Origin of the sequence: Caldimicrobium thiodismutans, from assembly GCF_001548275.1 — a bacterium.
Taxonomy (GTDB): Bacteria; Desulfobacterota; Thermodesulfobacteria; order Thermodesulfobacteriales; family Thermodesulfobacteriaceae; genus Caldimicrobium; species Caldimicrobium thiodismutans.
In genome coordinates this window covers 1,604,913-1,625,762 of sequence record NZ_AP014945.1, presented here as the reverse complement: position 1 = coordinate 1,625,762, position 20,850 = coordinate 1,604,913, and the positions used below count along the sequence as shown (strand labels likewise).

18 protein-coding genes and 1 other RNA gene are annotated in these 20,850 nt (G+C 38.8%); 3 read left to right on the top strand and 16 right to left on the bottom strand.

The window, feature by feature from the left end; all coding sequences use genetic code 11:
• Position 1: 1 nt before the first annotated feature.
• The 10 genes from THC_RS08100 to THC_RS08050 all read right to left on the bottom strand — a co-directional run bounded on the left by THC_RS08100 (position 2) and on the right by THC_RS08050 (position 8,283).
• Positions 2 to 385: a PaaI family thioesterase gene (locus tag THC_RS08100; RefSeq protein ID WP_068515923.1), complete on the bottom strand. Its 384-nt coding sequence runs from the start codon at positions 383 to 385 to the stop codon at positions 2 to 4.
• Between the two features lie 325 nt (positions 386 to 710).
• Positions 711 to 1,181 (bottom strand): chemotaxis protein CheX, encoded by a 471-nt coding sequence (locus THC_RS08090; protein ID WP_068515919.1) that lies wholly within the window; start codon positions 1,179 to 1,181, stop codon positions 711 to 713.
• Positions 1,174 to 1,707, bottom strand: coding sequence for a shikimate kinase (locus tag THC_RS08085; protein ID WP_068515916.1), 534 nt, complete (start codon positions 1,705 to 1,707; stop codon positions 1,174 to 1,176). Before THC_RS08085 ends, THC_RS08090 begins: the two co-directional genes overlap by 8 nt.
• Positions 1,679 to 2,977 (bottom strand): 3-phosphoshikimate 1-carboxyvinyltransferase, encoded by a 1,299-nt coding sequence (aroA, locus tag THC_RS08080; protein WP_068515911.1) that lies wholly within the window; start codon positions 2,975 to 2,977, stop codon positions 1,679 to 1,681. Before aroA ends, THC_RS08085 begins: the two co-directional genes overlap by 29 nt.
• Positions 2,967 to 3,797, bottom strand: coding sequence for a shikimate dehydrogenase (locus THC_RS08075; RefSeq protein ID WP_068515908.1), 831 nt, complete (start codon positions 3,795 to 3,797; stop codon positions 2,967 to 2,969). Before THC_RS08075 ends, aroA begins: the two co-directional genes overlap by 11 nt.
• Positions 3,790 to 4,476 (bottom strand): type I 3-dehydroquinate dehydratase, encoded by a 687-nt coding sequence (locus THC_RS08070; RefSeq protein ID WP_068515905.1) that lies wholly within the window; start codon positions 4,474 to 4,476, stop codon positions 3,790 to 3,792. Before THC_RS08070 ends, THC_RS08075 begins: the two co-directional genes overlap by 8 nt.
• A gap of 10 nt (positions 4,477 to 4,486) precedes the next feature.
• A complete protein-coding gene (locus THC_RS08065) occupies positions 4,487 to 5,077 on the bottom strand; it encodes an IMP cyclohydrolase (RefSeq protein WP_068515903.1) in 591 nt (196 codons plus the stop codon).
• Between the two features lie 28 nt (positions 5,078 to 5,105).
• Positions 5,106 to 6,290: a 12,18-didecarboxysiroheme deacetylase gene (gene ahbC, locus THC_RS08060; RefSeq protein WP_068515899.1), complete on the bottom strand. Its 1,185-nt coding sequence runs from the start codon at positions 6,288 to 6,290 to the stop codon at positions 5,106 to 5,108.
• A gap of 12 nt (positions 6,291 to 6,302) precedes the next feature.
• Positions 6,303 to 6,662, bottom strand: coding sequence for a response regulator (locus THC_RS08055; RefSeq protein ID WP_068515894.1), 360 nt, complete (start codon positions 6,660 to 6,662; stop codon positions 6,303 to 6,305).
• 1 nt (position 6,663) lies between these two features.
• Positions 6,664 to 8,283 (bottom strand): AAA family ATPase, encoded by a 1,620-nt coding sequence (locus THC_RS08050; protein WP_068515890.1) that lies wholly within the window; start codon positions 8,281 to 8,283, stop codon positions 6,664 to 6,666.
• A gap of 202 nt (positions 8,284 to 8,485) precedes the next feature.
• On the opposite strand from THC_RS08050, the gene THC_RS08045 reads away from it, so the two are divergent.
• Together THC_RS08045 and THC_RS08040 are read left to right on the top strand one after the other, a co-directional pair.
• A complete protein-coding gene (locus tag THC_RS08045; protein WP_068515888.1) occupies positions 8,486 to 9,439 on the top strand; it encodes a polyprenyl synthetase family protein in 954 nt (317 codons plus the stop codon).
• Entirely contained in the window at positions 9,436 to 10,065 is a 630-nt protein-coding gene (locus THC_RS08040; RefSeq protein ID WP_068515886.1) for an HAD family hydrolase, read from the top strand. Before THC_RS08045 ends, THC_RS08040 begins: the two co-directional genes overlap by 4 nt.
• Here THC_RS08040 and THC_RS08035 read toward each other — a convergent pair.
• The 5 genes from THC_RS08035 to THC_RS08015 all read right to left on the bottom strand — a co-directional run bounded on the left by THC_RS08035 (position 10,013) and on the right by THC_RS08015 (position 18,655).
• On the bottom strand, positions 10,013 to 12,331 hold the full coding sequence (locus tag THC_RS08035) for a UvrD-helicase domain-containing protein (RefSeq protein WP_068515882.1): 2,319 nt from the start codon (positions 12,329 to 12,331) through the stop codon (positions 10,013 to 10,015). The two genes, THC_RS08040 and THC_RS08035, sit on opposite strands and share 53 nt — an antisense overlap.
• 429 nt (positions 12,332 to 12,760) lie before the next feature.
• Positions 12,761 to 15,001 (bottom strand): flagellar hook-basal body complex protein, encoded by a 2,241-nt coding sequence (locus tag THC_RS08030; RefSeq protein WP_068515879.1) that lies wholly within the window; start codon positions 14,999 to 15,001, stop codon positions 12,761 to 12,763.
• A 59-nt stretch (positions 15,002 to 15,060) separates the two neighbouring features.
• Positions 15,061 to 16,446 carry a flagellar hook protein FlgE gene (locus tag THC_RS08025; protein ID WP_068515876.1) on the bottom strand — a complete coding sequence of 462 codons (1,386 nt, stop codon included), beginning with the start codon at positions 16,444 to 16,446 and terminating at the stop codon, positions 15,061 to 15,063.
• 5 nt (positions 16,447 to 16,451) lie between these two features.
• On the bottom strand, positions 16,452 to 17,114 hold the full coding sequence (locus tag THC_RS08020) for a flagellar hook assembly protein FlgD (protein WP_068515873.1): 663 nt from the start codon (positions 17,112 to 17,114) through the stop codon (positions 16,452 to 16,454).
• 20 nt (positions 17,115 to 17,134) lie between these two features.
• Entirely contained in the window at positions 17,135 to 18,655 is a 1,521-nt protein-coding gene (locus THC_RS08015) for a flagellar hook-length control protein FliK (protein ID WP_068515869.1), read from the bottom strand.
• Between the two features lie 554 nt (positions 18,656 to 19,209).
• Between THC_RS08015 and ssrA the strand changes: the two genes are divergently transcribed.
• Positions 19,210 to 19,566, top strand: a transfer-messenger RNA (tmRNA) gene (gene ssrA, locus THC_RS08005).
• 181 nt (positions 19,567 to 19,747) lie between these two features.
• Here ssrA and THC_RS08000 read toward each other — a convergent pair.
• Positions 19,748 to 20,848 carry a 3-isopropylmalate dehydrogenase gene (locus tag THC_RS08000; RefSeq protein WP_068515863.1) on the bottom strand — a complete coding sequence of 367 codons (1,101 nt, stop codon included), beginning with the start codon at positions 20,846 to 20,848 and terminating at the stop codon, positions 19,748 to 19,750.
• Positions 20,849 to 20,850: the final 2 nt, after the last annotated feature.

Here is a 20,850-nt window from a genome sequence, read left to right as displayed (position 1 = left end):
TCTAATCAAGGACATGCTTTTCAGGGACCACACAAAGCATCTCCCCTGTAAATATTACCTCTTCTGCCCTTTTAACCTCCACATAAACCTTTCTCTTTTTCCCCTCTATCTCTTTCACCACAGCTTCAGCTTTAAGCTCATCCCCCAGCAAAGCGGGCTTTAAAAATTTTACCTCTGCTTTTGCAAGGACTACAGTTGGTTCATTTACTGCAAGCATAGCAGAAAAATCTGCCAAACTAAAGATAAAACCTCCATGGATAAGCCCTTTTTCATCTGCAACCATTCTCTCATCGGTCTTTAATTTTACTACAGCCCTACCCTCTGTAATTTCAACAGGTGTCCCACTAAGACTTTGATCAATCTTTCTATGAGTTCTTATTTCCATAATTTACTCCTCCTGCAATTTTTTTGTTTATATTATAAGCATATCCCCTTTGCAAAAAATCTCTTCTATCCACATCCAAGAACTCTTTTTGCTTGAAATCCGAATTGAAGAAGTCTTCACTTTTCTTTTAAAAAGATCATCAAATATGTAGGGCTTGATCCTGGGATTAAGAGTCCTGGTAAATGGAAAGGCTATAAGGGAGAACCCTTTAGACCAGAACAAGGCCATCCGCCTATAAGGATTATTAATTTCAATTTGTTTGCCACAGGCAAGGGTAATTTACAATGATAGACATTTTATTTTACCTTATTTGATAGTTGACTCCTTAACCTATTTTATCAAGACAAAACTCAATATAAAGGGGATGGTCCCCCACTTTAAATTTAAAGGTTACTCTGGGAGTTTTACAGAGAGAATGGACTTTATAGTCCTTCCCAGTAATCATACTTGGGACGGAAGCCTTAAGGGTGGTCCCAAACTTTTCAAACCTTCTTCTAAATCCTCCACAAATCATATTGGAAAGTTCTCCTGCCATATCCAGGGCCTCCTGATTTAAATCCTTAGGTGCCTCCCCTAATAAAGCTTGCATGAGCTGAAAGAGAAGCTCCCTTTCCATGGACACCACAAAGGCACCCTGAAGTTTTTCCCCGGTAAGACCAATAATAGAAGAGATTTCTGCTAAGGCAAAGTCTTCTTTGCGGGCTTCAGTAGCAGTAAGCTCTGGACTATTACCAGTATAGGTTGTAATTACTTCTGTAACTGCCTCTTTAATAGCTTCAGCAATCGTGTTAGCCATAGGCTTCCTCCTTATTAAAGTAAGTTTTTATTTGAGATAAAAGTTGAGATTGGTCATTTCTTTGGGTATCCACTTTAAGATGAGCCCATTTTTGATAAAGAGGCTCTCTTTCTTTATAGAGGAGTTCCAATTCTTCATCCCATGTAAGTTCGGTAAGGGCAGGTCTTTGAGAGAGGGTCTTAAAATCCCTGGAAAGCCTTTCCTTGATTTCATCAAGCTCTGCAAAAACCCAGATAATAAGGCTATCTTGCTTAAGAGCTCCCATTTCCTCTTCGTGTAAAACGGCACCACCTCCGAGGGCGCAGACAATATTTTTCTTTTCCTGAAGCTCTTTTAAAAAGACCTTTTCAAGATGCCTAAAGTAAGACCAACCTTCCTTTTCAACCATTTCTTTAATAGTTCTTCCCTCTCTCTTTTCTATCTCTTCATCAGCATCTATAAAGGCAAGATTTAGGGCCTCAGCCAGGGCCTTTCCCAAAGTAGTTTTTCCAGCTCCTCTAAAGCCTATCAGAAGGATCCTCTGCATAAAGCTGTTCAAAAAGCTCCCAAAAATTAGGAAAAGACTTGGCAACACAATCCGGATTTTCAATTTCTAAAGGTCCGGCTTTTAATGCAAGAATAGCAAAGGCCATAGCTATGCGGTGATCATCATAGGTCTCAATTCTGGCTGGATTAAAATTATCCCCTCCATAAATAATCAGGCCATCTGGAAGCTCTTCAACCTTCACCCCGATTTTACTGAGTTCTGTAGCTACCGCCTTTATTCGATCCGTCTCCTTATATCTCAGATGAGGCGCTCCATAAAGAACAGTCCTTCCCTCGGCAACAGCTCCAAGAATAGCCATCGTGGGAAATAGATCCGGACAATCTCTTAAATTAAAGGAGCCTGCCTTCGGTCTCCCCTCAAAGAAAACCTCTACTCCTATGGGATCTATAGGTCTTACCATTCCTCCAAAGTCTTTTATAAGTTCTAAAAAAACTGAATCTGCCTGCTTGGTATAATAGTCAAAATTTTCAATAATTATACTTCCCTTTCCCAAAATCAAAGGGATAGCCAAAAAATAAGAGGCACTTGAGGCATCTGCTGGGACTTCGTAAATACTTGCTTTGAAACTTCCTTGAGGGATATAAAAAAGATTAGATTTAACCTCAACCTTAACCCCGAATCTTTCCATAACTTCAAGGGTCATATCCACATAACTTTTGGAGAAAAGCTCTCCCTCAATAGCAATCTCAAGCCCTAAAGGCAAATAGGGACCTATAAGTAACAGGGCAGATATAAATTGACTGCTCACATATCCTGGCAAGGAAACCCTCTCGGATCTTAGATTCCCTTCATAGACCCTTACAGGAAAGTGCCCCTCCTGTTCTAAACAATCAATCTTAGCCGAAAGACTTCTTAGAGCTGAAATTAGAGGAGACATGGGTCTTTCATGAAGCCTTTCCTTTCCGTATAAATCAATCCAATCTCCTTTTCCAAGGGCAGAATAGGCCAAAAAAAACCTTGCCCCTGTTCCGTTGTTGCCAAGATAGAGTTTACTCTTATTAAGCCTTGGGAATCCCTCTACACCCTTTACTTCAAAGCCTTCCTCCTTCCCTTCAAAAATAACCCCAGTTGCCTCAAGAGCTGATTTTAAAAGTAATGGATCTTCACTCAAAAGAGGATTTTTGATAAAAGAACTGCCTCTGGCTAAGGCTGAACAAATTAAGGCCCTTTGAGTGAGACTTTTGGAAGAAGGAAGCTTTAAAGAATGCCTGTAAAATTTCTTTAAAGGTAAAATCTTTTTAATTTCCAAGGTTGAGTTCTCCTTCTAATCTTTTTACCTCTTCATAAAGAACCTTTTCCATAAGTTTAACAGGTGGGCTCATACCTGTAAAGAGTTTAAATTGTTCAACTCCTTGATAAAGGAGCATTCTTAAGCCATCAATAATCTGGCAATATTCCTTAGCTAATTTTAGGAACTGGGTATGTAAGGGAAGATAGACGATATCCATAGCAATCTTAAATCTTTTTAAAATTTCTTGAGACACAGGGGATTCCTGACTTTTTAGGCCTATGCTGGTTGTTTGAATAATGATATCTCCTTCAGCCTTATTTAAATCTTCCCAGGGAAGGGGAATTACTCCAAAATCCTCGGCAAGCTTAAGAGCCTTTTCAAAGGTACGGTTTAATATATAGATCTCCTTAGCAAGACCTGCCTTTACCGCAAATACAACAGCCCGGCTGGCTCCCCCTGCCCCAAGAATAACTACCCTCTTTTCTTTTAAAGACACCCCCTTTTCTTCAAAGGCCTTTAAAACCCCGAGCCAATCTGTATTATAACCGATGAGTTTTCCCTCTTTGTTAATTATTGTATTTACAGCCCCAATCTTTTGTGCTACTTCATCAACTTCATCAAGGAAATGGAAAATACTCTCTTTATGAGGAATAGTTACGGAGACTCCTCCAATATTTAGAGCCCGAATACCCTCCACTGCAGACTTAAGATTTTCCTTTTTGACTTGAAAAGCGCCATAAACCGCTTTAAGGCCAAGTTCTCTAAAGGCACTATTATGCATAACTGGTGATAGAGAATGGGAAACTGGATCCCCAATAACCCCAAAGACTTTATACACTGGTTAAGACCTCGTAAAGTCTTTTGGCCTGTATTAAATCTAATTGGCCTGGGGCAAGAGCCTTGCCTCCTTGAGGAAATACATAAGTAAAAGGTGCTCCAGAAAGTAGGCTTAAAATCCTTGAAAGTTTTCCTTTTTCACCCATGCCAAAGGCTATAACCTCTATACCCAACTCCTTCCCATAGGGAATTAAGCTTAAAAGATTAAGTGACTCAGAAAAGGATTTAACAAGCGTTGTAATCTTAAACCACCTTGCTCCTTCTAAGGAGGCTCTCCTTAGCAAATCTTTCAAGCTTTTTAAAGGAGGAGTTTCCTGGAAATTGTGATAGGAAAAAAGTATCTTTTCTGGAAAAAAGGGGCTTTTCTTGATGGATGATTTTAATTTTCCAAGATAGAGATGCTTCCACTCCACATCAATTAGATAAGCCCCTAAGCTGGCTGACTTAGAAAGAATTTCCCATCTCTTCTCAGGGGAGCATGATTTCCTTCCTCCTTCTTCTTTAGATCGGAAAGTGCAGATAAACCGGTAGTTCCTCTCCAAAATCTTAGTTAGCTCCTTTTCCGCAAAATCCTCAAGATAATCTAAACGGAGCTCAAAAAGATGAGTAAGGGTTTTAGCACCTTCAATTTGAGTATAAATTTCTTCCCAGGTTTCTCCAGCCAGGACAACGCAAAACATAATTCATATCTTAGAGCTCAAAGGTAGAGAGATACTCAAAGATCATTCGGTCATAGGAGCTGGTAAGATTGAAGACTTTTTTAGCTAATTCAAAACGAGTCTTAAGGGTGGTATTTCCGTAAGCTTTTATTTCCTCAAGAACCTTAGAATAATCAGCAGGGTCTATCACTACAGTTACATATTTGAAATTTTTAGCACTGGCTCTGAGAAGGGTTGGTCCGCCAATGTCAATGTTTTCAATGGCAGTATCCAGATCTCCCTTTTGAGAAACTACCTTATCAAAGGCATAAAGGTTAACTACCACAAGATCAATGGGCTTAATCCCCATCCTTTGGACAGTTTCTACATGTTCTTTGTCATCTCGCTTAAAGAGAAGACCTCCATGCACCATAGGATGCAGAGTCTTGACCCTCCCTCCCAGGATTTCTGGAAATCCTGTAAGCTCTGAAATATCTGTGACCTTGACCCCACCTTCTTTTATAGTTTTTGCAGTGCCCCCTGTAGAGATAATTTCAATCCCGAGATTAGAAAGCTCCCGCGCAAATTCAACTATTCCCCTCTTATCTGTTACACTGATCAAAGCCCTTTCAATTTTTCCCATACTCTACCCCCTGAAATTAAATGTATATCTAAGCTATTCCAATTTCTTCATCCGTGAGGTAACAAGCAGGATCTGGGGCCCAGATATCCCCTGTAACCGCTTCAGCTCTTACTCTGAAATTTCCTGCGCAGATCTCCAAAAACTTACATTTAGCACATCTTCCTTTAACATGCTTTTTCTTCTCCTTAAGTTTAGCCATTAGGGGATCCCTTGTATCCATCCAGATTTCACTGAAGGGTCTTTCCCGGACATTCCCAAAGCTATAATGCCTCCAGAACTGATCAGGATGAACTGAACCGTCCCAGGAGACACAACCTATTCCTACCCCTGTATTATTACCTCCATTCATCAGGAGAAGCTGATAGACCTCTTCAGCCCGGGGATTTCCCTCTCCTTTCATCCTTAAATAGAGATAGGCTCCATCAGTATGATTATCCACCGTGAGAACCTCAACCTTATGGCCCTTATCATGCAATTCTTTAGTTCTATCAATAATATAATCAACCCATTTTCTGGTCTCTTCATGCGTTAAATCTTGCTCAACAAGCCGGCTCCCTCTTCCAGCATAAACAAGATGATAAAAACATATTCTTGGAATCTTCATCTCTTCAACAAAATCAAAGACCTTGGGAATCTCCTCGGCATTAAATTTATTAATTGTAAACCTCAAACCAACCTTGATACCCTCATTTTTGCAGTTTTCAATAGCCTTCACGACCTTTTCAAAGCATCCCTGGGAAACCCGAAAGCGATCATGGACCTCCCCTATTCCATCAAGACTAATTCCAACATATGAGAGACCAAACTTTTTGAGTTCTTTAGCAAGAGAGGAATCAATAAGGGTGCCATTCGTTGAGAGAACTGCTCTTAAACCAAGGGTTACTGCCTTGTGAATAAGGTCAAGGATATCAGGTCTAACCAGAGGCTCTCCTCCAGAGAAAAGGACAACGGGACACCCAAACTGGGCTAAATCTTCAAGAAGCCTGAAGCCCTCTTCAGTTGTTAATTCATTTTCTGCAGGGTTATTGTCCGCAGAGGCATAGCAATGAATACACCTGAGATTACAGGCCCGTGTCACATTCCAGACAACAACTGGTCTTTTATCCTCAGAAAACTGCAAAAGATGAGAGGGAAGATCCTTGGCACGCCTACCATACCTCAGGGGATCTGAAGCCTCAACTGTCCCACAATATAATTTTGAAATTCCTATCATTTAATCGCCTCCTCACTTATTTTTAATTAACTTTGAGATGGCCTCTACAACCTCTTCCTCTTTTATAGGATAGAGAAGAACGAGATCAGCTCCGCTATCCTTAGCCCTGATTCTTTCCTCTGAAAAATCACATTTACAAATAGTTAAAACAGGTATGTCCTTGGTCTTAGGATGACTTTTGAGAAGGAGTGTTGCTGCAAAGCCATCCAGAAGGGGGAGATCTTTTTCTAATATAATTAGCTGAGGCTTTAACTTTTTAGCCCTTTCAAGAAGCTCCTCCCCACTTTCAACCCTTTCATACTTATATTGATGCTCCTCAAGAACCTTTTTTATCTTAGAAAAAATAGCCTCTGAAAGAGCAATTAAGATCATCTCAACTTTTTAAAAGCTCTTCTAAAAATTTATCCTGATCTAAAAAGGCCATTTTAGTAATGTAAAACCTATTCCTCTTAGTGGTTTCCTTTAAAAAAGAAAAGGTATATTCCAGTCTGGCAAGGGCCCTCTCACAAAAGGTAAAAACCCCTTGATCCCTTTTTAAGACCTCTTCCATCACATAATCAATAGCCTCATCAGTAAAAATAGCCTGAATCTGATTTCTTTTAGAGAAACTCCCCTCATAGGCCTTAACCTGCCTGTAAATTGAAGAAAGCTCTTCAAGGGCATGCGTTACCTCTACCTCTTCACTTTTGTAAATATCAAAGAGGAGATTTAATCTCTTAGGGGTTATCTCAAGAGGAAGTTTCTGGTTTTGAGTTTTTTTCTTTTCCAGATATAAATGGATCCTATCTCTTTCAGCAAAAATTGCTTCTCTGTAAGCTTCATCCCATTTTTGGGACTCAGGGTTAGAAAGCATAGCTCTGAGATAGCCCTCCGGGTCTTTAACAAGTTCCTCTGTGACACCAAGAATATTTATCTGATAAGAAGGAAGAGTTCTCTCAAAGGGAATAAGAATTCGCTCTAAAATTCTCGCTAAGGCCCTTGCACCTGTGCCTTCTTTAAGGGCCTCTTTGGCAATTTCTCTAAAAGCAGAATCCGTAAAGGCTAAGTCTATGCCATAGACCTTAAAATCCCGCTTTTTGTTTAAAACTATTACATTATTTGGATTAGCAAGAATTTCAAAGAGCTCTTCCTCAGTAAGGGGATCAAATACAGCAATAACCGGGAATCTTCCCACAAACTCCCTTTCAAATCCATAATTAACAAGATCCTCAGGGGTCACAAATTTTAGATAATTTATTTTTTGTTCTTCTTTTTTTTCAATCTCCGAGAGAAAACCAAGACTTTGCTTTTTAAGTCTCTTTTTTATAATTTCCTCTAATCCCTGAAAGGCGCCACTGACAACAAAAAGTATATATTTGGTATTAAGAGTGGTTTTCCCTTTTTTGTTTCTATTCTCCTCAGGGAATTCAAGCATCTGAAGGCCCTCTTGAGGTGTCCTGATCTCCACCTGAGTCTCTTCAAGAAGTTTAAGCAGGGCCCTCTGAACCCCAGTCCTTGAAACATCTGGGCCAATAATATCTCCGGGAGAAGCTATCTTATCAATCTCATCTAAATAAACAATCCCGAAACGAGCCTTCTCCAGATCACCATCAGCTTCATAATAAAGGTCTCGGATAAGATCCTCTACATCTCCCCCAACATAGCCAGTTTCACTATATTTAGTAGCATCCCCTTTGGCAAAGGGAACTCCTAATTTATGAGCTATAAGTTTGAGAGTATAGGTCTTTCCAACTCCCGTTGGCCCGATGATGATAATATTATTTTTAATAAAACCCACATTATCAAGACGATGGGATTTGAGCAAGAGATTTTTGGCTTTATGAAAGTGAGTACAGATCTTGGTAGCAATAATCCCTTTGGCCTCTTTCTGCCCAATCAGATACTCATCTAAGTAATTTTCAAGCTCTACTGGTTTGAGATCAAAATTAAAGAGAAAATTTTGTTTTTGTGTGAGGTTTATGCGTTCAACTTTGGGTTTGCCTGCTTTCAACATAGCTTAATTAGTGAATATAAGCCCTTTTATAAAAAAGTAAAGAGTAAGTAGCATCCTCTAATGATACCTACATAAGTTCATATCCTTACAGAAAAAGGAGGGGTGGGAAAGATGCAGATTTTTGTTTCAAAAGACCTGGACGCTTAGAGATACTTGAAATGCTCATGCCTCGGGTTATATTAATATTGCTGTGGAAAATCCCTTGAATCTTATTAAAAATGAGATCTCAAAAATAGAGGAGACCTTGCAAAGTCTAAGGGTATCCCAACATCCCTTTATAAATAAGGTTAGTGAATATGTGCTTTTTGCAGGTGGGAAAAGGGTTCGTCCTCTTCTCTGTGTTCTTTCTGCTAAGGCCTTAAACCCTGACTTAAAAAATAGTTTATATGAGACCTCTCTTCTTTTTGAATATCTTCATGTAGCCACCCTTTTGCATGATGATGTAGTTGATTCTGCAGAATTTAGAAGGGGAAGAAAGGCTGCAAGAAACCTCTGGGGTAATCAGGCAACAATCCTGGTTGGAGATTATCTCTATGCCAAGGCCCTTAAAATAGCAAGCTCCCTTCAAAATCCCTCTATAATGGAGGAAATTACTCAAACCACTCTGCTTATGAGTGAAGGTGAAGTTCTTCAGCTTCTCCATTTAGATGACACAGAAATCTCAGAAGAGGCCTATTATGAAGTGATTTATAGGAAAACAGCCGTCCTTATCTCTTGCAGTTGTAAGGTTGGAGCACTTCTTTCTGGAGTTGAAGATAAAAAGGCGGAGGAGCTTGCTAATTTCGGATACAACCTTGGTATGGCCTTTCAGGTGATTGATGATCTCCTTGATTATGTTAGTGCAGAAACAGGTAAAGACCTTGGCAAGGACTTCTCCGAGGGCAAGGTAACACTTCCTATTATCTTCGCTCTAAATTTAGCACCAGCTCAAGAAAAGAAGGAACTTCTTAGGCTTTTAAAAAGTAAGGATATAGAGGCTAAGGATTTTAAAAGGGCCTATGAAATTATTGAAAAAAATAGAGGGTTTGAACTTACCTTTCAAAAAGCCAGATCCTTTATTGACACTGCCAAAGATTATCTCCAGTTTCTTCCTCCTTCTCCATATAAAGAAGCCCTTTTATACATATCTGATTACTTACTTACAAGAAAAAAATGAAAAAACCTCTTAGACTTCTTGTCTTTGATTGTGATGGGGTCCTTTTTGATTCCCGTTTAGCTAATAAAGAGTATTATAATTCCATTCTCAAGGCAACGGGTAGGAGCCCTTTGACAGAGGAAGAGCTTGAATATGTGCACATGCACTCGCTTCCTGAGTGTATAGAATTTCTTTTTCGGAGGCATCCTGATCTTAAAGATCTTGCCTTTGAAATAGCTAAAAAAACACCCTATTCTGATTTTTTTGTTTATATGCAAATGGAACCCGGGCTCCCTGAGTTTTTAGAATGGGCTTATAGCAGGGTCAAAATAGCCCTTTGCACCAATCGCACAACCTCAACCCTCCCCCTTTTAAGACATTTTGATCTTGAAAAATACTTTCATTTAATTCGCACAGCCCTTGAAATTCCCAAAAATGACCCGAGGGCTCTTAGCTCAATCCTTGAACACTTCAGGTGCTCCCCCTCAAATACCCTTTATGTGGGAGACTCAGCTGTTGATGAGAGGCTTTGTTTAGCCTGCTCTGTCCCTTTAGTGTCTTATAAAAACCCCGCTCTTAAAGCCATCAAAGTTCTTAAAAATTATGAAGATTTAAAGATCTTTCTACAAGAAAATTTTTCACTTTAAGGACGGAGACTTGCTCTTTTAAAGATTCAAAAATCTGAATAAAAATTTCAGCGGAATCAAAATTATTTTTTAAACCCACTGGAACAAGAATATAAAGATTTTGCATGGCTCTTGTAAAGGCCACATAAAAAAGATTAAAGATCTCCAAAGAATGCTGAATTTTTTCCAAATAATAGAGATAAAGTAACTCTTGAGGAAGTTCATCCTTTTTTCCCTTATGCACCCCCTTTTCAGTAAAGAGTAAACCCAGAGGGGGTTGATACCTTCTGGTATTAAAGTTTAGGGGAACAATTACCTTAGAAAATTCAAGCCCCTTTGACTTATGAATAGTCATGACTTTAATGCTTGAGCTTTCTTCTGGAAGTTCAACCTCTTCCTCCTCAGCTAAGTTCTCCCAGTTATCTAAAAACTCTAAGGGGTCTCCTTCTTGAGCGGTAAATCTTAGCAGTAAGCTTAAAAATTTACAAAGATAGGGTTTTTCCTGAGGAAAGGCCTCTTCCAAGGAAAAGAAACTTACCAGGAATCTCACAAACTGGTAAATATTTAGTAATCTTCCCTTACTGAGGGGAATTTCAAAGGCTTCCTTATAAAAGGAAGATTCATAAGTTTTAAGATAGCTAAGAAGGGTAAAATCCAAATTTTTAAAAGGTCTTATTTTTTGATAATTTAAGAGAATTTCCTTTCCCCTCTCTTTAAAGAGACCCAATAGGATAGTAGCGAGAGATATTTCATCCTCATAGCCATAAAGGAGCCTTAAATAGGAAACCAGAGTATTAATGAGTGGAGATTCCTTTAACTTTAAAAAAGAGCTTCCAATAACACTAAACCCCTGGGATAAAAGATAGGCTGACATCTCAATGACCTCTTTGTTTTCCCTCATAAGAATGGCGGTATTTTCTAAGGAGTCTTTGTTCTTGAGCTCCTCTAATATATCTTTAATCTTTTGATAAATAAGGGCGTTAGCTAACTTTTGAGTCTCTCCCTTCACAGGGAGCCATTCAATAAAAACCTTCCCGGGATGATCTTTATTAGCAGACTGAGTAATATGGGAAAAAAGTTCATCAAATTCACTCTGCGCTAAGGATAAAAGATCCTCTTCTGGCTTTTTGTCGTTTTTTCCAAAAACAATCCTTTTTAATATCTCTTTTTTAAGTTCTTCCTCATTTTTAAGAAAATTAAAAAAAGAGTTATTGAATTCAACAATAGACAGAGAGCTTCTGAAATTAAAATTTAAATTTTTTTCAGAAAGCCCATAATCTCTTAAATTCTCTTTAAGAGAACGAATGAGACCAGGATCTCCTCCTTTCCAGCGATAAATAGACTGTTTGGTATCACCTGCAGCAAGAAAAAGCTTGCGGTTACTTATGAGATCTTCAACTAAGGGAAAAATTGCAGTCCACTGCAATTTATCGGTATCCTGAAACTCATCAATGATAAAGGCCTGCAAATTTCCAAGTTTCAGATAAATCCAGGGTAAAAAGTCCCTCTGTAAGGTCTGAGCAAGTTTTTCTTTCCAGATCCCCATATAGAGAGTGCCTTCTTCATTAAGCACCTTCTCTAATTCTTCTTTAAGTAAGTTCCAGAGTTTAAAATAGAGGTGTCCTCTTAAAGAGGTTGTAGGTTTATCAGAGGAATTTTCTTCAAAGGTATCAAATTCTTCATTTGTGCGGAGAAGTTCCTCCCGGTAAGTGGAAAGATTAACTAATTTTTCAAGTTCTGAAATTATTTTGCTCTTAAAGTTTATTTTTAAGGAGTCTTCATAGCTTAAAAGAAAGTCCACAAAGGCCTCTAAAAATTGCCAGATTTTTTCATCAAGCTGAGCTTTTTCAAAGAGGCGAATGAGAGCCCTTTCAATATGGGTATCATCTAAATAGTTTTTGATTTTAAAATCAGGATGGAGATTCAACTCGTAGGCCAACCCTCGGAAAAGCTTAAGTAAAAAGCTATCAATGGTTCTAATTTCAAGATAATCATAATGGAGAAAAATTTCCTCTAAAAAATTTTCTGCTTCCTGAGGAGTGAGACCACTTTCCTGAGCAAGAATAAGGCCTTTATTTGTCTTCAAAGCTATCTCTTTAAGAAAGGAAATAATGCGATCCTTCATCTCATAAACTGCCTTATTGGTAAAGGTTATAGCAAGAATGCCCTTTAAGGCCTCTTTTTTTGATTGAGAAAAGCACTTCAAGAGTTTAAGATAACTTAAGGAGAGTTGATAGGTCTTTCCAGAGCCAGCACTGGCCTGATAAAGAATTAAATTTGGGGACATAGCTTTATTTTAGATTTAAATTTACAACTTTACAAGGGGCAAATTGCCTCATTAAAAATCTATTCAAAATTTTATCGTTGCCCCATATAAAAAATCTCAGCTCCTCTCTTGAACCTTCACAAAAAAAACTATCTTTTTCGCCCCTCTTAAAATTACAAGCTTAGTTCTTTAGCAAAGCTTATTTCAAAGGAAAGAGCGAGTGGAAAGGTAAAGGAGCTTTACATAAAGATAAGGAGATATCAGAAAATGCTTCAGAGAGTATATTTAAAGAAAAAAGGAAATTATTTTCAGGGAAAAATTGACAATAAAAAGGATAGGTGAGATAAAATAACTTCCTTTTTACCAAACTAACCACCCTTCTTTTTTTGTAAGAATATTAAACCTATGCAAGGGGGGAGAGGGAACGCCTCTCCCCGGATTAAGGCCTGATTATCTCTTGAGATTAATGAGTTCTTCAAGCATGGTATCTGAAACTGTAATGATACGAGAATCAGCCTGAAAGCCCCTCTGAAAGATGATCATTTTCACAAACTGTTCTCCCAGGTCCACATTAGATTGTTCAATGGAGTTTGGGGCAATGGTTCCAAGGCCATTTGTGCCTGGTTTTCCAGTAACAGGCGGTCCTGAATGGGTGGTTTCTCTAAAAAGATTTCCACCCACTTTCTGCAATCTTTCTGGGGCATTAAAGTTTGCTAATCCCACCATCCAGAGAGGAATAACCCTTCCATTGGAATAGATTCCAGTTATACGACCCTCATTGTCAACAGATATGTTTTCAAGGGCTCCTGGTCCAAAACCATTCTGATCATAAAAGAGAGTAGCATTAGAGGTTGCATATTGAGTTGTGCGAACGGATTCAGAGCGCCAGGTGTCTTTATAAAAATACCCAAAATTAAGTTCAATTTGTTGTAGATCATTTCTAAGGGATCCTTGATTCACATCATTGGGAGCGTAATGATCATAAGTGAAATCAATGCCAAGGAAATCTGCTACTATCAAAGGATATCCATTGGCTCCAAGGGCACCGTATTTATCTTCTGGTAAGGCTACTGGTTGACCATTTTGGGCATATCCCTGAATTATCTGCACAAGGGCTCCTGTGTTAGCATCAAGCCTGTAGGTCTCATAAAACTTTTTCACATTACCCTGATTATCAAATTCAAGCCTTCCATACATTAATACTCCTCTTTTTTCCTCAGTAAAAACCTTTCCCGAATCTATAGAGACCTTTTGAGTTACAGCACCCTCTTCATATTGCCATTGCATGGGATTGGTATCTCTTGTAAAATCCCGCTGGTCCTCATTTGGATTGCAAGCTACAAGAACTTCCCATACATTGTCCTTTGAGGTTGGATTAAAATAAAAGGTGATTTCATGGGGTGTTCCCAAGGAGTCATATACAAACATAGTGGAACGATAGGCATAGGCTGTAGATGGAATTGGCACCTCTTTTTTGGCATCCCAGGAAGAAAAGAGAGTAGGAGGTTCCTGTAAAATGTATGTAGTGGGATTAGTGGGATTAGTGGTTGACCAATCAAGATTGATCCTCTGAGAGGTTCCATCAAGAAAGAAAAAGATATTGGTCTCATTTGATTTTTCACCTCTTGCAAGTTGAATTGCTCCTGTTTCTTCAGAGGGCTCTGTAGCACCATCTGTTGGATTTTCAAAAACATAATAATTCCATCTTGAGGTAGTGTTGTCATATTGTAACCAAACTCTTATATCCCTTGAGGTTCCATTAGCATCCACTACATTATCAAAATAATATGAAGTCCACGCACCCGGTGTAATTCCAGTAGGGTTAATTTCAATTCTTCCTGTTCTTCCAGGAATATTTAAGCTATCGTCAGCGGCACTATCATGAGTAATACTACTCCAGTCAAAAATTATCTGTTCCTTTGTTGAAGGTAGTTCTATAGTTGTCCTGGTAGAAGTAACATTTGTTCCTGAAGAGAGAATTTGTCCACTTGCAACATCAGTAATGGTATAGCTCCATTTTTGTATATCCACATCCCAGGTTAAAGTAACCTGTATTTTATTATCTTTTCCATCAATATCCCTTATTACAAAAGTATTAGATACTGAGGTGCCTCCACCACCTATTGCATCTTTGAGATTACCACTTAGATTGATAACATTACTTCTTGCCTCGGTTCTTGCATCAAGATTGGTAATCATATCAACCTTTGTAGTTTTTACTGGAGGAGAAGAACGGTCTATACGGATGTCAGTTAAAGCTCCTGTAATATCATTGGTTACTTCATCAATTTTCCAGCCCTGAACCCTTAATCCCTGGGGATTAACAAGGAAGCCCTCTTTGTCAATTACAAACTGTCCATCCCTTGTATAAAAGATTCCACCTGTAGTTTGTGGGTTCTTAACCATAAAGAACCCGGCCCCTGCAATAGCCATATCAGTTGGACTTGCTGTGGATTCAAAGGCACCCTGAGTAAAAAGCTGATATAGAGCCTGAATTCCAGAACCTCTTCCAAGCTGACCAGAACCTGCGGCTGTATTAATAGACTGGGCCATAATGTCTGAAAAGGTAATCCGAGCCCCTTTAAAGGCGGTAGTATTAAGATTAGATACATTGTCACCAATAACACTCATTCCATGCCCAAGGGCCCTTAATCCACTTGTTCCAGTAAAAAGTGCATCTGTTAAACCCATAAAATCACCCCCTTTTTTTATTTTCGGTTATTTTTTAATTTTTTTTAAGATCACTGGTTTTACCTCTGTCTCAAAAAGTCTTCAAGCATCTGATCTGAAGTTGTTATCACCCGGGAATTACTCTGAAAACTTCTTTGAAGCATAATTAGATTCACCATCTCATTTGCAAGATCCACATTTGAGCCCTCAAGGGCACCTGATACTATTCTTCCCCTTTCAGCAGAACTTGGAGCAAAAAAATAGGTGGTAACACCAGGCCTGGTTCTAAAAAGCCCATTTCCTAATTTTTCCAGGGAATCTTCATAACCTGAAAAATCTGCAAGAAAAATCCTTGCAACCGCAATTTCTTTCTGGTTGGTATACCAGGCCTTAATAAGACCCTCTTCATTTATAACTTCAATTCTTTCAAAAATTCCCATAGGATAACCATCTTGGATAAATCCAAGCTGGGTAAAGGCATTGGCTATCATTTTAATAGAGCCCCTTTCCCGGGTTATAGAAGCATCTGGATTCACAGTAAAACCAAGATCAAGGGTTATTTCCTGGGTTCTTCCATTTATGTTTAAAGGGGTTTTTGGCTTTCCAAGGGCTGTTAGATCAAGGGGAGTTAAAGTGCCATCAAGGGAGACCTGAGAAAAATCTGCTGAAACTATTTCACCCCCTCCACCAAAGGTTAAGGTGCCGTATAAAAAGGCTCCTTTCATCTTTCCATCTCCCCTTCCATCCTTAGCTGGATCAGCAAGGGCAAAAAGCACTTCATAAGTATTAGCAGAGTCTCCTCTATCTACATAAAGTTTTACTGGTATCATCTCTCCGGTTTGATCATAGATATACCAGTCAAAGACCCAGTTATATGCTCCCTCTTCTAAAGGTTTATCAGGTCTTAAAGAAGCATCATATTTGTCAAGTAAACTCTGGCTATTTACAGGGGTTCTTGCATCCAGAATAAGTTCGACAGAAAGGGTAGATGTTGCCTTGGAGGACATGACCTTGGGAATAATATAAGGTTTAAGAGTTGCAAGATCTGCAGAGGTTGCAGTGGGGTCTGCTCCAAGAAGGCTCATCCCAAGGGCATTTTGTAAGGTAAAATGATCCTTATCTGCATCATTAATAAAAAATTGTCCATCCCTGGTATAATAGAAATTGCCCTTTTTATCCGCTAATACGAAGAAACCTTTCCCAGATATAGCAAGGTCTGTGGGGACATCTGTGCTTTGAATTGGTCCCTGGGTAAAAATAGAGCGAATATCCTTGACCGCTGATCCAATCCCCCTTTCCCTTCCAAAAACTTCGCTTTCCCTTACGAGCCTACTGGCAAACTCAGTCCGAGATCCCTTAAAAGCAATAGTATTCAAGTTAGCAATATTGTCAGCAGATACCCTTGTAGCAATGGTATCTGTATAAAGCCCAGAGTATCCAATATACATATTGCCAAAGAGACTCATAGGACTTACCTCCCTAAAATCTCCTTTATTTTATCAAGACTAATAGTCTCAATATCGTTTACCTTAAGCGTAGGTTTGTCTCCAAGAGTAGCTCCTGTAATCCTCGCTATAACAACTGGCGTTACACTCTGAGCATTATCTCCCGTTCCAATAGTTATAGAAATTTTATAATTTCCATCTGGCACTGGATTACCTCTATCGTCAGTTCCATCCCAGTCAACCCTATTTATGCCTTGTGGGAGATTGTAAAGGGGCATAGTCTTTATGATCTGGCCCTGGGCATTCCTTATGGTAACAAGGGCAGTATTAGCTGGATTAGAAAGCTCAAATTCTGCACCAAGAAATTTCCCATTTTCCACTCTTACTGTATTACCTTCAATCTTAACTTCTTTCCCAACAAGATTAGCAAAAAGGGTATACTCATTAGCTTTATATAAATCCACCATTTGAGAAAGCTTGTCATTTAGATTCATAAGTTGATCCACCTGATTGAAGGCTGCCAGTTGTAAAGCCATTTCGTGATTCTCAATGGGTTTCATTGGGTCCTGATACTGAAGCTGGGTGATAAAAAGCTGCATAAAGGCCTCTTTATCAAGCACTTTCTTAGGGATCCTTGAAAGATTAGCTGGCTGTCCTGTCTTTTCATCAATGTTATTTATAACCGCCATTTTCTTACCTCCTCCTCTTCTTAAACTATGCGATATAATCTTCCCTGATGATAAAGAGGACTTTTGTCCTCTCCACCCTCAACCTGAGTAATAACCCCCTCACCGAATTTATTACCCTTTCTCTGATTACCCTTTTCCTCACCATTACCAAAATTTTTCCCCTCTGGAGAAAGCCCGAGGGAAATCTGGAAATCCTTAAGCCTTAAGCCCAGATCCTCAAGTTGGGTCTTAATCTGGGAAAAATCTTGCTGAAGATGAGAGAGGGTCTCAAGTTTTTCTACACGGGCATGCACCTCAACCTCTCCATTCTGCACCTTGACTTCAAGTTCCATCTTTCCAAGTTCAGGTGGCTCAAGCTGAACAATTGCCCTTCTTTCCCCGGAAGGCACTATCTCAATAGTTAATTCCCTTACAAAGTGATGAATCTCTCCAGCCTGCACCTTAGGTGACAATACCCTGTTTTCCTGGAAAAAAGCCTCTGCCTGGCTGTTGACCTCCTTTCCCTTTAAATAAAAATCCACTGGATTCTGAATTAAAACCTGCTGTTTAGAATCAGATGAAAAATCTTCCTTAACAGAAAAAGTTTTTACCTTTAAAAGAAGAGGCTTCCCATCCCCTGATAACCAAAACCTCTGCAAAGATACCTCATGTGGGTTGCTACCTATTCCTTTCTCCTGAAGGATAACCTCTTTTACCTCCTCCTTTGCCTGCTGAATAAGACCTTTTATCTCCTCCTTTGCTTTATCTGAAAGCTGAGAAAAACTATCTTTAATCTTTGTAAGATTTAAATTTTCATGCAGGTTATACCCTTCTTTTATCTCAGCCCTTAGTGTCTCAAAATAGCTTTTTAAAAAGTCTTGGGTCTCACCTGATAGTTTATTTAAAGAACTAAAAGTTTCAAAAAAGTTTTCTATTTTTTCTGTATCAATTTGTCTAATATTTCTCTCTATAGAAGTAAGCACCTCTTTAACTTGATCTTGAATTTGATGGGAATCAAAATTTAAAGTGCTTAATAAAAACCCTTTTTCAGGAAAATTATTCATTGGAGATCCCTGACTTTCCTGATTAGTATTTAACTTATAAGAATCATAACTGAAAAATCTCTCAAGCAATATCATGGTAAAGGCTATGTATAATGAAAGATTGGAAAATTCATCTCCAAAATATTTCCATTCTTCATTTAGAGTAAATTTTTTAATTAATTGAGATGAATTTTTTAGATCACCAGAAGTATTAAAGACAAAATCAGGAAGGGGTAATTGGGTAAGATGATTAGATATTGAATTCTCAATATCTTTAAGGAAAAATTGCTGGGTATTAGAGAGAGATGGCAATTTGTCAGTTATGGAATCGTTGTTTTTTAGGCTTAGAGAGACCTCTTTAGTAAGATTTGGATTGGTTGATAGAGTAGGCTCACCTTGATTTAAATAAGCAAATAAAAGGATTAAAAAATCCTGAAGAAACAGGCCTTCTTGCATTGAACCATATCCAGGAATTTGGCCTTCAGGACTAAGTGAAAAAAGATTATTTATCACCTTCATTCCCTACACCTCACTTTTAGTTTTTTTTCTTCTAAAAAGAATCAAACTTTATGCCAATCGAAAAAATAAGAAAAATCAAGCTTTCTCAGGAATTGGACTGGAAAAATTTTCCTTTCTGGGAAAAATTTTCTATTTCCCCTGGAAATGTATGTCTTTCAAATGATTCTCATGAAAGATCAACCCTTCCTTTTTCTTGTAAGGATCTGAACTTATGCTCATTTTTACCCCCTCTTTTTTCCTGTCAATTTTTCCTGGGAATAAATACTTTTTTTCTAAGTATGCTCTTTCAAACATTTTCTGATATCTCCTTATCTTTCTTTAAAGCTCCTTTACTTTTCCAGCCCTCTTTCCTTTAAAATAAGCTTTGCGAAAGAACTAAGCTTGTAATTTTAAGAGGGGCGAAATAGATAGTTTTTTCGTGAAGGTTCAAGAGAGGAGCTGAGATTTTTTATATGAGGCAACGATAAAATTTCAAATAGATTTTTAATGAGGCAATTTGAGAGCTTGAATTTTTACCTAAAGGTTTTATATTAATTTTAGTTCTTTAAAAAGATGGGGGCGAAAAGGGCTCGACGGGGATAGGTAGGGTTAAATCGCAGGCCGTGGTCGCACTCGCCACGTTAAAAAGGGTGCAAAAACACAATTGCCAACGAATACGCTTACGCTCAGGCTGCTTAATTAAGTGCAGCCTCGTTCCTTGAGTGCTTTGCCTTCCGGCCTCAAGGGGCGTGACCAAGGAAGGCTCTGGGGATTCCTGGTGGCAAGACAGGAATTTCCAAGATACCTCTTGCCTGGTAGAGGGCTTCGGTGCCTGTGACGAGCTCTCTACGAGATTCCTCCACAGGCTAAGCCTGTAGTGGTTTAATCTGAACTATCTTCGGACGCGGGTTCAATTCCCGCCGCCTCCACCATTAAAATCTTTAATTCCTCCCTGAACACTTAATTTTTGCTTCCAATTTATAAATTTTTACTTTTATAGCCTTTTTAATTTTTCTCAAATAAAATCAATTCTTAACCCAGATAATGAAGGAGAATCCCGTAGATAAAGTAGATACCTTTGAATAAAATCAAAGGGGGCAAAGCCCCCAAAATTTATAGATCAACTCCTTCTTCGGAGTATTTAGCAACTAAATCTCCAACCTCTTGAGTTGTATAGCCCATTTTTCCTGCTGAAAGACTCTTTAAGTGATCTCTACAAACCTTAATTACTGCCTTTTCTATAGCTGAAGAGGCATCCACTAAGGCCTGATCTTTAAACTTTTCCCCAAGCCATTCAAGCATCATCATACCTGCACAAATAGCAGCCAGTGGATTAATCACATTCTTACCCGTATATTTGGGGGCAGATCCTCCAATCGGTTCAAACATTGAGACTCCCTGGGGATTAATATTTCCCCCTGCCGCAATTCCCATTCCTCCCTGGATCATAGCTCCGAGATCTGTAATAATATCCCCAAACATATTATCGGTTACAATCACATCAAACCACTCCGGATTTTTCACAAACCACATACAAGTGGCATCCACATGAGCATAATCTTTTTCAATATCTGGATACTCTTCACCAACCTCCTGAAAGACCCTCCACCAGAGATCCCAGGCAAAGGTCAAAACATTAGTCTTCCCCACAAGGGTTACCTTTTTCTTCTTGTTTCTCTTTCGGCAATATTCAAATGCAAAACGGATGCATCTTTCCACTCCCATGCGAGTATTGATGGACTCTTGCACTGCAACCTCATAAGGAGTCCCCTTTCTCAAAAAGCCCCCTCCTCCAGCATAAAGACCTTCGGTATTTTCTCTTACTACAACAAAATCTATATCTTCGGGACCTTTATCCTTAATGGGAGTCCATACCCCGGGGTAAAGCTTTACAGGCCTTAAATTAACATACTGGTCAAGTTCAAAACGGGTTCTAAGAAGTATTTCTTTTTCAAGGATTCCTGGTTTAACATCAGGATGGCCAATGGCACCAAGATAGATGGCATCATGCTTTTTAAGCTCCTCTATACCCCCTGCAGGAATAGTTTCTCCTGTTTTAAGATATCTATCTCCACCCCAGTCAAAATAATTCCAATTAAACTTGAGGTTAAATCTTCTGGCTACAGCCTCGAGAACTTTGACCCCTTCCCGAATGACCTCTGGGCCAGTCCCATCACCAGGCATAACGGCAATCTGATAAGTTCTTTGACTCATAA